General features: G+C 44.5%; 11 protein-coding genes. 7 read left to right on the top strand and 4 right to left on the bottom strand.

The genetic code is table 11. The features are described from left to right. Window positions 1-360: 360 nt before the first annotated feature. Entirely contained in the window at window positions 361-2,430 is a 2,070-nt protein-coding gene (locus JGK20_RS29095; RefSeq protein ID WP_293233080.1) for a S8 family peptidase, read from the top strand. Window positions 2,431-2,512: 82 nt separating this feature from the next. Here JGK20_RS29095 and JGK20_RS29090 read toward each other — a convergent pair whose 3' ends face one another. Continuing rightward, window positions 2,513-3,151 (bottom strand): GNAT family N-acetyltransferase, encoded by a 639-nt coding sequence (locus JGK20_RS29090; protein ID WP_293224539.1) that lies wholly within the window; start codon window positions 3,149-3,151, stop codon window positions 2,513-2,515. A 535-nt stretch (window positions 3,152-3,686) separates the two neighbouring features. Between JGK20_RS29090 and JGK20_RS29085 the strand changes: the two genes are divergently transcribed. From JGK20_RS29085 to JGK20_RS29070, 4 genes are all read left to right on the top strand, one after another. After that, window positions 3,687-4,115: a hypothetical protein gene (locus JGK20_RS29085; protein WP_293233078.1), complete on the top strand. Its 429-nt coding sequence runs from the start codon at window positions 3,687-3,689 to the stop codon at window positions 4,113-4,115. 629 nt (window positions 4,116-4,744) lie between these two features. Continuing rightward, window positions 4,745-8,263 (top strand): response regulator, encoded by a 3,519-nt coding sequence (locus JGK20_RS29080; protein ID WP_293233076.1) that lies wholly within the window; start codon window positions 4,745-4,747, stop codon window positions 8,261-8,263. Between the two features lie 329 nt (window positions 8,264-8,592). Beyond that, a complete protein-coding gene (locus JGK20_RS29075; protein ID WP_293233074.1) occupies window positions 8,593-9,162 on the top strand; it encodes a papain fold toxin domain-containing protein in 570 nt (189 codons plus the stop codon). Window positions 9,163-9,204: 42 nt separating this feature from the next. Continuing rightward, the gene (locus tag JGK20_RS29070; RefSeq protein ID WP_293196922.1) at window positions 9,205-9,570 is read left to right on the top strand and encodes a hypothetical protein; all 366 of its coding nucleotides are present in this window, start codon (window positions 9,205-9,207) and stop codon (window positions 9,568-9,570) included. Between the two features lie 128 nt (window positions 9,571-9,698). On the opposite strand, the gene JGK20_RS29065 is transcribed toward JGK20_RS29070, so the two are convergent. Both JGK20_RS29065 and JGK20_RS29060 read right to left on the bottom strand, forming a co-directional pair. Continuing rightward, entirely contained in the window at window positions 9,699-9,977 is a 279-nt protein-coding gene (locus tag JGK20_RS29065; RefSeq protein WP_293196921.1) for a DUF2442 domain-containing protein, read from the bottom strand. A gap of 14 nt (window positions 9,978-9,991) precedes the next feature. Continuing rightward, window positions 9,992-10,315, bottom strand: a complete 324-nt coding sequence (locus JGK20_RS29060) for a DUF4160 domain-containing protein (RefSeq protein ID WP_293233072.1) — start codon at window positions 10,313-10,315, stop codon at window positions 9,992-9,994. 42 nt (window positions 10,316-10,357) lie between these two features. Between JGK20_RS29060 and JGK20_RS29055 the strand changes: the two genes are divergently transcribed. Then, complete coding sequence (locus JGK20_RS29055) at window positions 10,358-10,492, top strand: hypothetical protein (RefSeq protein WP_293233070.1); 135 nt, start codon at window positions 10,358-10,360, stop codon at window positions 10,490-10,492. Between the two features lie 190 nt (window positions 10,493-10,682). Here JGK20_RS29055 and JGK20_RS29050 read toward each other — a convergent pair whose 3' ends face one another. Next, entirely contained in the window at window positions 10,683-11,162 is a 480-nt protein-coding gene (locus tag JGK20_RS29050) for a hypothetical protein (RefSeq protein ID WP_293233068.1), read from the bottom strand. Window positions 11,163-11,552: 390 nt separating this feature from the next. Between JGK20_RS29050 and JGK20_RS29045 the strand changes: the two genes are divergently transcribed. Further along, on the top strand, window positions 11,553-12,146 hold a 594-nt coding region (locus JGK20_RS29045), incomplete at its 3' end, for an NB-ARC domain-containing protein (RefSeq protein ID WP_366039632.1).

Raw genomic sequence — 12,146 nt, 5'->3', positions numbered from 1 at the left:
CAATTGCTAGGGAACTCATAAATCATAAGTTAGGGTGAATCCGACTTCTAAACTCTAAACCTAAACCCTGTCTACTGTCTAGAACGAAATAGCCCTGCATTCGATGCAGAGAATCTCAGAAACTATGGAATCGAAGTAATTGCTGAATTAGAAAATGGGTATATTATTGGTGCTTCAGCAGATGATAGTGAATTTAGTGAACTAGAAAAAAAGATAGAAAAATTTATTAAGGCAGAGCGAGGAGGGGGTAAAGTTGCAGCAATCTGGGACTTTATTGATGGAAGCAAGCGACCTGAGTACGTCCTCTCACCAGAACTACTTAATCAATGGCAGCAAATTACAGATGAACAAATATATATTGTGGATATAGGTATTGCTTGTCTAGGAATGAAGTCACAATTGCCTGATTGCCCCGAAATAAAGCCCGATGAAAGTGACGAAAAGTTTACTAAACGCTTCACCACGTGGAGTAAAAAACGTGATTTAAATTACCAGCAATGGGATGAGATTAAGTCGCAAAGAGAAGATGAGTTTACGGAATTTGTCCAAGCTTATCGGGGAGAGATTTTAAATATTGTGGATGGAGCTATTCCTCAATCTTCTCAACTGCCCGATAGTTTTTCGTGCCGTCTTCAAATTTCTGGCAAGGGACTAAAAGACTTAGTTTTCAATTTCCCCTATATTTTTGATGTGAATTTGCCTGATGAATTTGCTAAGTTAGTTGAGCCGGAAAATTCATCTGATGTTGACGATCCTATTTTTCAACTAGAACAACCCGAATCAAATGCCCCTAACGTATGTGTTATAGATAGTGGGATTCAAGAAAATCATTCTCTTTTGAAAGCAGCTATTGATTCAGGCAATTCAAAGTCTTGGGTTCCAGAAGAAACCGATCAAACTGCTGACTATGTTAGCAACGGTGGACACGGAACCAGAGTGGCTGGTGCAGTCCTCTATCCCATAACAATACCTCGTATTGGAAATGAAAAAGCTGTTTGCTGGATTCAAAATGCGAGAATTCTTGATTCTAAATGTCAACTATCTACACAGCTATTTCCACCCAACTTACTTGGTGATATTGTGGAATTTTATCACAATCAAACAAAAACAAGGATTTTCAATCATTCTATCACTGGATCTGTTCCATGTCGTACTCAATATATGAGTGCTTGGGCGGCGGGGATTGATAATTTGACATGGGAAAAGGATATTCTGTTTATTGTAGCAGCAGGAAATTTACCCTTAAGTGGTGGAAGAATAGGATATACAAGATTATCTGTGCAAGAGCATCTTGCATCAAATCGGCTATGTCCCGATTATCTTGTAGAAAACTCTTGTAGAATTGCTAACCCTGCACAAAGTTTTCAAGCCTTAACCGTTGGCTCAATTTCTCTAGCTTCTTATCGTGCACTATCGTATTCTTCAATATCACAGAAGGATAAACCCTCAGCTTTTTCATGCTCTGGGTTAGGAATTTGGGATACCATTAAACCGGAAGTAGTTGAATATGGTGGAGACTTAGTAAAAGATGAATCTATACCACCTAACATTACTTCACCTAAAGAAGTTTGCCCAGAATTAGTGCGTTCGACTTTGAATGGTGGGCCAGGAGTTGCTGCTGACAATATTGGAACATCATTTGCAGCACCAAAAGTGAGCCATATTGCAGCGCGTCTTGCTGCTGAGTTGTCGGATGAGAGTTGCCTTTTATACCGTGCGCTGATAGTACAATCAGCCAGATGGCCAGAGTGGACAATGGTAGACAATATAGAAAAACTCCACGTCATTCGTCAAATTGGTTATGGTATTCCAAATATCGATCGCGCTTTAGGTAATTCTCCCAATCGCATCACTTTGATTACCAGAGGGAATCGTCCTATCAAAGCAAAAGAAGCTCATGTTTATCAAGTAAAATTGCCAGAAGGATTGCGTAGTCAGGGAGAAGAATATGAGATTCTGGTAGAAGTTACTTTATCTTACAAAGCACAACCGCGTCGAACTCGTAGAAATCGCCGAAAATATCTTTCAACTTGGCTGGATTGGGATTGTAGTAAAAAGGGAGAAAATCCAGAAAAGTTTCTGGCTAGGATTTTGAAAGAGTATGATGCTCCAGAGGATGCTGAAAAGGGAGAGGAAGGTTTTAAATGGACTATTGGCAAAAGAGCGAAAAACTATGGAAAAATTGACGGTGTTTCTAGAAGCGCGGGAACTATTCAAAAGGATTGGACTATTGTCAAGTCATTTGAACTCAGAGAAGCATTCTGTATTGCAGTAGTTGGACATGAAGGCTGGAATAACGATCCAGATGCTGAAGCACCCTATTCTCTTGTTATTAGCTTTGAAGCAATCACATCGAATATTCCGATTTACACTACATTTGTTGAGGCTCAAGTTCAACTAGAAGTGAAGCAGGAGGTAGAAATTGGGTAGTGCTGCTTTCTTGAATGATGCAATTGATACAAGCCTTTCTCCATAACGATTGAGCGTGCGAAAAGCAGGCGCTTATGCACCACTACCCATACTTAGTTGATGACAACGAAATCTGCTTGCGTAAAAATAGCCGGCGCGGCTGGCCGAACAGCCAATAAGTCCAATGCCAATCCACTTGTTGCAAGCGGTAGCCTGCTTGATAGTACAATTGTCGCGCCCCGTGATTGTTTTCCAAAACGTGGAGGTAAATCTCCGAAAATCCCCATTCTCGGGCTGTATTCTCGCAGTTGTCGAGCAGTTGTTGAGCAATTCCCTGCCGCCGATACTCCGGGTGAACTGCTAAATTTGACAAGTAAGGATAGTCGGAATTCGGTATTTGCCAAGGGAATCGAGAACGCAGAGCCATTTCTATTGTTCCTGCTATAGACTGAGTTTGGTGCGATCGATAATTCTGCATTCCTGACTCCCGCGAGACTAGCTCAGCAACGAGACAAATGTAGTGTTCTGCCTGAGAACGCAGTCGATTTTTTAAATCTTCGTAAATGCCTAAACGCAACACTGGATACACCCATTCTACAAACCCCTCGCGGGAGTGAAAGCTCATGGCCAAAATATCCGCTAGTTGCGTCAAGTCATTTGATGCAGCCACCCGGATCGAAAAGCCAGAAAGTCCGGGAGTTTGTTGTTGGTGAGAAGCTGAGGAAAAAAAGGAAGGATTCACAATTCCAGGTCACTATATTAATTTTTCTACGCGGGTTACCGATCTGCCCATCTGAGAAATTTCACTTCTGGTGATAATGTAATATCACTTTTAAAAAAAGAATGTAACTTTAGACCAACTCCCAATCATAATATTTGTCATCGAGAATCTTAAATTTAAGAGATTAAATTGTATGACTTATACTCAGAGTTTATGAATGCGATTCAGTCACATTCTTTTTGTACTTTCCTCTAACTATTATCTGATGTAAATTGGAGATATTCAGTATTTTAGACTAAATTTATTTCCAATGAAAACCCATCCCTTAATACTAGATTTGTGGGTAGCGGGAAAGTTATTAAAAACAATCAAAAAGGTTTTAACGTCTGGTTCCCGGAAGCGTACCGCTCTCTGCTTGCAGAAATACCCGATCGAATATAATTTATCCGTCTAGCGGTAATTGACAATATCAAGTATCTACTAGACTAATACCGGGCGCGATCGCAAGTCGGATGTTGGCTGCCTGTCCCAGAACCCGACAACCCAGCTTTCAGCAGTGCTGGGCAATCAGGAAGCCCGTCCCCTCGCGAACAGGCCTTACCTGTTGCGCCGGAGGGCTAGATATTGTCCAGCGATATTGTGCTGCGATACTGTGCTGCGGGCGATCGAGAGCTTCAAAACTTCGATCGAGCGGCTCGATCGGTTTCCACAGAGTACATCCCTAGCTAAGATTAACAGATGGATGCTCAAGATAGCGGTGTTTCGCCGCAGTAATTGCCTTGGGCGTTGGTCTGGACGAGGCATAAAAAATGCCGCGCTCTGCCCAAAAAGTGCCAGTCTCACTAAAATGGTACAGCAATTGCGTCACTCGCACTTCCCCGCCTGTGTTGTCTGTCTGTCTCCCCCCCCGAATATCAGTCAGGGACACAGGGGCCGGAGAGGAAAGCCATATCCTTGGCAGAATGTGAAAGTTGCTGTCACCTAGGCAGCAAAAACACAGGGGAAGATGTTGGTTGTCTATTGTATCCTGCTACAGACAGTTTTTACACACCAAATAAAACAGGAAGATGAGCGATAATAACACATAAAGAAAGGCAAATCCACTCACAATCAGGACGATTATTCCTATGTATTATGAGATATCCAGAGGGCAGTTAAAAGTTGCGGATTCCTATTTTCACGCTCAACATAGAGGTGAGGGGTTAAGGACACTTCCCGCAAGACGAGATTCTTGTGAATATCATTAAATAATAAAATTGGGGTGCACTACAGGCAACTGTGGCGATCGAAGAATTCGGAATTGAAAACCCATAAATTAAAAATCAAGGTTGATTCTTGCCTCGACCCACTCACAACAACTTCAGATTCACGAATTTGTGTGACACCAGTTTCAAAAAATAATGCAACTGCCGGCAAACTCCAAACCCTTATGTCATCAGTCATCAGTCATCAGTCATCAGTCATCAGTCATTAGTAGTAGGTAACAACTGTCAACTGTCAACTGTCAACTGTCAACTGTCAACTGTCGTATGACTCGTGCAATTGAAACCTGCGAATTCTTTTTTTCAACAGACTTATTAAATCGAACTGCCCCGGGGCACAGGAGAACGGTGCATGAATTCCCAATCAAATCCTAAGCTCAAACTTCTAATCGTCGATGACGAACCGGATAACCTCGATTTGCTTTACCGCACCTTCCATCGAGACTATAAAGTGCTCAGAGCCGAATCTGGCCCCGCCGCCCTCGAAATTTTGGCAAAAGAGGGAGAAGTTGCTGTGATTATTTCCGATCAGCGAATGCCAAAAATGAGCGGTACGGAGTTTCTCAGCCTGACTGCGGCTCAATATCCCGATGTGATCCGAATTATTTTAACTGGCTATACGGATGTTGAAGATTTAGTTGAAGCTATTAATGCTGGCAAAGTATTCAAATTCGTTACCAAGCCTTGGGATGCTGAAGAACTCAGAGCTCTTGTCAGTCAAGCTGTTGATACTCACAATGTCCTGAAAGCCCGCACGAATGAACTGCGTAGGGCTCTCTCGCAAGAATCGCTGCTTTATGCCGTTACCAATACTATTCGATCGGCTCCCAATTACCAGCAAATGCTGCAAAGAATTGTGGAAACTGTCGGGCAGATGTTTGAGGTGAGTTGCTGTTTGCTGCGGCCGTTCCAAGACGGCCGGGTGGCTGATGAGTGGTTCGTTTACCAGAAGGCCGAAAGTAAAGGGTTGCGGGGCGATTCTGAAGCTAGACGAGATGCTTCTAGCGCCCGACTTTCGCCGGATTTGCTGCCGGATTTGGTTTGGGAAACTCTGGATGTGGAGGTGATTCAAGATGCTCAAACTGACGATCGAGTTTTAAGCTGGGACAATGAGCAGCGATTGCAGGCTTACCAAGCTGCGAATATTCGATCGAGCTTAATCGTACCGCTGTTTTACCAAATGGAACTGATGGCAGTCTTGGCGCTGCACCAGTTCGATCGACCGCGCCAGTGGGAAGACCACGAGGTACAGTTAGTAATTACGGTGGCCGACCAAGCGGCTTTGGCCCTTTCTCAGGCCCGGGCTTACGAACAGGTGCGGGCGCTGGCAAAGCGCGAGACCTTAGTCAATACTATTACTACGGCAATTCGATCGAGCCTCGACCCCCAAAATATTTTTGCAGCGATTACTCAACAACTCGGCCAAGCTTTGCAAGTTGACGGCTGCGCCCTATCTCTGTGGACAGAAGATGATGAATATGTCCAGTGCGTTGGTCTCTACGACACAAATAGGGATACGGTGGCTGTAAAACAGGGTTTTAACAATTCAGAGGTAGTTGCGAATCCTCCAAGCCCTCAAACTGCTGCTGAGAGTGCTGCTGCGAACCCTCCCGGCTGGGTTTTTGCCCATCCTTCCCTGCCGCAGTCTTTGGTGCCGATTCGCGGCAATCCGGTGTTGCTGCAAGTTATGGTATCAAAAGAGCCCGTGGCGATTGAAGACCTCAACGAACGCCCCGATTTAAATGTTACAGAACTGCAAGTGCGATCGCCAGCCCGCGCCCTGTTAGTCGTGCCCTTAATCTCCGAAGGCAAAATCATCGGCAGCATTTCGCTGCGCCAAAATTGCAGCACCCGCCGCTGGAACCTCTCAGACATTGACCTGGCTCAAATAGTGGCAACTCAAGCTGCTTTGGCGGTGCAGCAGTCGCGCCTCTACCAGACTACCAGACAGCAGGCGGAACGGCTTTTGGAAGCCGATCGGCTCAAAACCGAATTTTTCCAAAATATCTCCCACGAATTCCGCACCCCTCTCACCCTAACTATCGGCCCTCTAGAATCAGCTTGCGGCCGCAAAGAAGACTTACCCTACGAACAAGCCGTCATCGCCTTGCGTAATTCCCGCCGCCTCCTGCGGTTGGTAAATCAACTGCTGGACTTGCAGCGCCTCGATGCAGGACGGATGCAGCCGAGTTTTCGCCCGTGCGATTTAGTCGGTTTTTGTTACTCTACGGCAGAGTCTTTCCGCGCCTACTGCGACAAAAAAGGACTGCACTTAATTACCCAACTGCAAGACTGTCCTTTACTTTATTTAGATATTGAAAGATTTGACAAAGTTATTTACAACCTGCTATCAAATGCTGTCAAATTCACCCCAGAAGGGGGAACAATCACCCTGACAGTTGAACCAGCCGGCGCTCACTGTTTGTTGCAAGTAAAAGACACCGGCATCGGCATTCGCACCGAACAAATTCCCTATTTATTCGAGCGCTTTCACCAAGCCGAAGGTTCCGCCAGCCGTTCCTACGAAGGCAGCGGTTTAGGTTTGGCACTTGTCAAAGAATTAGTCGAACTCCACGGCGGTCAAATTTCCGTCGATTCTGTTTACGGCGAAGGTACTACTTTTACCGTTTGGCTGCACTTCGGTTCGACTCATTTGCCCCCAGAACGGGTACTGGAAATCCCCGCCGAGTTTCACGCATCAAAAGCTGCGGTGGAACTGGCAGATGTGGAAGCTGATTTGTCGGAAGATGAAGCAGAAAATCATAACTTTGAGGCTCTAGAACCGATAAATTCCGAAACAGTAGCTGGCACGGTTTTGGTGGTTGACGACAATCCAGATTTGCGCTTTTATGTGTCGGAAATTCTGCGAGAGTCTGGCTTTGCAGTTTTGCTCGCCCGCAACGGAGAAGAAGGATTTGCTGTGGCAAAAAACCGCCGTCCGGATTTAATTGTCACGGATTTGATGATGCCTGTGATCTCGGGTTTGGATTTGATTCGGATGATTCGACAGGATGAAGACTTGCGGGGAACTCCGGCAATTTTGCTAACTGCTAAAGCCGACGCAGATACTCGGATTGAAGGAGTAGAACGGGGTGCTGATGCTTATTTATCGAAGCCTTTTAACGATCGCGAATTGTTGGCAGAAGTGCGGAATTTAATCGCCCTCAAGCAAAACGAGCGGCGAGTGCAGCAGTTGAACAATTATTTAACTGAGTCGGTGCTGCGCCGATTTTTGCCGCCGTCGATGGTGAAAGCCGCTGCGGCTGGAGATTTGGCCTTGGATTTGCGCCCGGAACCGCGATTGATTACTATTTTATTTAGCGATATTGTCGGTTTTACTCAAATGGCAAATACGCTGCGATCGCGCCGGGTAGCTGAGCTGTTGAATGAATATTTGGCGACAATGACTAAGGCTATTTTTGACAGCGGCGGTACGGTGGATAAGTTTGTGGGAGATGCGGTAATGGCTCTCTTTGGCGCGCCGGAGGAACTAACGCCAAACGAGCAAGTACGCCGCGCTATAGCTGCTGCAAGGCTTATGCTGCGAGCTCTGAACCAACTTAACGAGCGCTGGTTGGAGCAGGGAATTGTGGGGGAAAATGGGGTGCCTCCGGTGCGGTTTCGCTGCGGTATTCACCAGGGTACTGCGGTGGTGGGGATGTTTGGCGGGCCCGATCGATCGGATTATACTGCGATCGGGCCGAGCGTGAATATTGCCGCCCGCTTGCAAGAGGTGGCGGAACCAAATACTGTGCTGATTTCGGCGGCGGTTGCAGATTATGTTGAGGAGGATCGAATTGTTAAATATAAGCCGCTGCAACTCAAGGGAATTGATGAAACAGTGTTGACTTTTATGCTGAATTGTGATTAGTCATTGGTTGTTTGTTATTGGTTATTAGTTGTTTGTTATTAGTTATTGGTTATTTGTTGTTTGTTGTTTGCGACCAACGCTCAATATCTAATAGCCATCTCTAATAATTATTGTGGAACAGGCATCCTGCCTGTTCAATACGAGTCTCGATCGCTATGAATGAGTAGGGAATTGGCGATCGCAATTTGTAGAATCATCGAAGTGTTTGGTATTTGGTGTCAGGGGCGATTCACGAAGAGGGATAACTTCGCTTCACGCTCTTTTTTCGGTGGGGCGAATCCGGTCGAGATAGCTACGCCGCGCGTACATTTCAACCGAGGACGTTGCAAGTGCACTTGAACCAGAGTGCGATCGAGAATAACGGTGAAATTGAGCAGCGGCGCGAAATCTCAAAACGCAGACGAGAAGACTTGATACCGCCCGCGACTATGAGTTATTCGCACGAACAGCAAATACAGAATGGGAATTGTTTTGAGATATACTTTTATCTATGCGTAGGAGGTAAACTTTCCACTTTGAGTTTAGAGCCGAGTAGTTTAGATGATATCCGTCTAGAGATAGCTAAAATTGCTACCCTTTATGGAGTTTTTCAATGTGTTGAATGTAGTCAGGCAATCAAAGAGTTCTTGACAGTCAGAAAGGTGCATGGGAAGCAAATTAAGCTCGATTTAGGCAGGCAAGACCCACCTTGGTCAGTGATTTATGATTTACGACGAGGGCAGCAAATTGCTACTAATGGCTACCACATCGGAATATCAATTACAGTTGACGGAGAGGAAATTGTTTTTGACAATATAGATCGTAGTGGCGTAACTCGGCAGGAATGGCTACAAAATTTAACATCTCCTACTCTGGAACTGGGTATGGGAAGTTTTAAGATTATAGAAGAGGAATTTTGAGCGGCAAAGCTGACCAACTTTTGAAAAATATTGAGGTGGATAATGCACGATTTATATACGCTGATTCACAAAATCAAGAAAGCTCCTTCAATGTACTTGGGAAGACACTCAATTATTTGCCTTCAGGCTTTTTTATCGGGTTACAGCGTTGCTAAACATGAGTTGGGAGAACAGCCAACAAAACAAGACAGCGATTTTATGTCGTTTCCTGAATGGATACGAAAAAGATTCAACGTGCAGACTAGCCAATCTTGGGCTAACATCATTCTTTTTTATTCTGAAGACGAAAGTAAAGCACTCGATCAATTTTTTGAACTGTTAGATGAATTTATCGATCGGAATTCTTCTACTGACACTTTACGCGAAGGCGAATTGGATATAGGGGAGAAGTTGCCAGCGCATCATTAGTTCAGAGAAAGTGCGATCGCTCTTGTTTGAAAAAAATAAGGACGATCGCTGCTGTTTCAAAATAATTTATAAGGGAGATCGCTGCCTTCTTTATGACCACAATCATCGTTTTTTTATTTGAGACATTACTATCGTAGGGCTGGGGAAGGCGATATCGACTCTACTGTTTTTTCTTCGGGTTGACTGGTAAGATAGAGGGTATCCGGACTAAAATCTTGCTCGTGGGGCCATTGAATGCTGCCAAAAGTAAGTTTGACTTGCTGAAAATATTCGATATTTTGAAGTTCGGTGAATATTCCTTTGTCGAGATAGGGAGTGACATTAAAGAGACGAATTTCGCCATTACTAAAGGTGAGGCGAAGTCGATAGTTTTCTAAGGGTTCGACCTTGATGACTTTGGGAGACATATAATTACTCCGAATCACTGGAGGGGGTTGATTTTGAAGACTTGTTGCCCATTGACTGCGAGTTGCCAATCCGCCATCAGTTCATCTTGATGGATTTCGATCCAGGCTTGAACCAGCTTGAGTTTAGATCTTTGTAGTTGCCCCTCAAGGATATCGCCATTAGGGATGGCAAATACGGCTTCATCGTCTTGATAGCTGACGTGGATGTGCGGGCATTGATGTTTTTGGTTATCAAAGTAGTACATTCTGACGATGACACCATAAAACATTGAAATTACTGACGCTCGGTGGGGATCTCGCTCCGGGTTGAACAATAATAAGGGCCAGCGCTCTTTCATTTTCAACTATAGCTCATCAGAAACAAGAAAGGGCGATCGCCCTTGATGCGTGTTGGGGCGATCGCATCCGTACAAGCATCTCTCATTCATGTAATTGTTGAATGTGCAATCGATATAAGTTTTGGTGGGGCGATCGTACCCATCCAATCATCGTATTGGAACGGTGGAAATGAATAAGATTGCGAGTGGAAAAAGATGTTGGGTTTCCTTGCGTCAACCCAACCTACAAGAAAGGGCGATCGTACTCAATAATCTGTTGCCGATTCGTGGTTAAAGCGTCCATTAGCCAATCTGAGAAAGCTACCTACCAGTTATAATGTGGTAGGTAGCTGGCAGATTAAAATTGTTTCCTTAACAAAATATTCAGCTAGTTGCCACAGGCTCCAGAAAACGCCAGGAAAGCTTTAGGGTCAGACTGCAAATTACCGAAGCTTCGCTCCTGAGGACGACGACTTTGATGATTGACGAATCCTTGCCTGGTTGGAAAGCTACAGTATGTACCATCTCCGATTGAGTAGTGTGTTGCTCGATTCCAAGCAAAATAGCCTGATGGAAGAGGGCACGCGCCCCGAAATGCCAACGGATCAACTTGACCATCAGTTAATCGCCCTACATTGTCACCTCCTATACCTGCCTGGTGCATCTGGTAGCCTCCTGGAGTAGGAAAGCTACAATACGCAATTAAGTCGCTGGCACCATTTGGATTAGATTTATTTGGATTGTAAAACCCGAAATGTGTTGCACCCTTCCAAGCAAAATATGCACCCGTGCGCCGCTGCGCTTGTACCTCAGTAGCGCTGACTGTTAGAAAGCAGCCAATTACCAAAAGACACACGAACTTTCTCATTATTTTTACTCCGTAAATTTAGCGTTTAAGAATTCTCCCATCATGATACTTAATAAAACCCAGCTTTTTCTAGCCCAAAAATGTTTAATTGTGCCGAGAATTTTTCCCTAACTTCAGTCCCTTTAATCTAGTTTTGTACAAAAATATACTAAAAAGTCGGAAATGTAAGCCACAATACATATAACGATCGCATCTCCCAGAACAGATGAACCTTGAACCAGTGTTAAAACTCGCAGATGAGATAGTATTTGCCAAAATGGGTCAGCACCTTAACGATTTGCAGATTTTGACTGTTCTGAAAGTCGCATCAGAGAAATCGGATCGGAATTATGGCAGATACTTTCAGAAGACTTAGGGGAAGATGTTAATAAAAAGAATTTTCGATCGGCAATGGAGAGGTGGCAAGTTTCAAATGTCTCCAATTTTGCAAAAGATGCTGTAGGGATTGGTATCTTTAACATTTGTGGAGAAGCTAGACACCCGCCAAACGTACCAAACCCACACTCACCAAATCAAGAAACATCGCATCACGAGTTAAGCGAGATGCCGGAATTAGGTGCTTTCTACGATCGCACTTCCGAACTCAAAACCCTCACAACCTCGATTCTACAACAAAACAGCCGCCTCATAACCATCACCGGCGGACTCGGTATCGGCAAAACATCCCTAGCAATACAACTCGTACAACAAATAAAAGACGAATTTGAATACGTCATTTGGTGCAATCTCGACACATCCCCCACCCTCGGTGAATTTGAAGCTAACCTAATCCAGTTTTTCTCGCAGTCAGACAAGCAAGATTCACCCACAACCAACCAGAAAGCATTACCCCTAATTAAATATTTACAAAAACATCGCTGCTTAGTAGTCTTAGATGATATTCACAATTTGTTCAGCAGCGGCGAATTAGCAGGAAAATATAAACCAGGATACGAAGAATATCGCTCTTTATTTAAACAAATAGAAAAATTATCCCATCAAAGT

It is taken from the genome of Microcoleus sp. PH2017_05_CCC_O_A, from assembly GCF_020738785.1.
In the GTDB taxonomy this organism is placed as follows: domain Bacteria; phylum Cyanobacteriota; class Cyanobacteriia; order Cyanobacteriales; family Microcoleaceae; genus Microcoleus.
This window is presented reverse-complemented; position numbering and strand designations above follow the sequence as displayed.

Bases quoted from the DNA above. Each gene is read 5' to 3' on its own strand.
- JGK20_RS29080 (WP_293233076.1), top strand. From the start codon at position 4,745: ATGAATTCCCAATCAAATCCTAAGCTCAAACTTCTAATCGTCGATGAC.
- JGK20_RS29070 (WP_293196922.1), top strand. From the start codon at position 9,205: ATGCACGATTTATATACGCTGATTCACAAAATCAAGAAAGCTCCTTCA.
- JGK20_RS29065 (WP_293196921.1), bottom strand. From the start codon at position 9,977: ATGTCTCCCAAAGTCATCAAGGTCGAACCCTTAGAAAACTATCGACTT.
- JGK20_RS29060 (WP_293233072.1), bottom strand. From the start codon at position 10,315: ATGAAAGAGCGCTGGCCCTTATTATTGTTCAACCCGGAGCGAGATCCC.
- JGK20_RS29050 (WP_293233068.1), bottom strand. From the start codon at position 11,162: ATGAGAAAGTTCGTGTGTCTTTTGGTAATTGGCTGCTTTCTAACAGTC.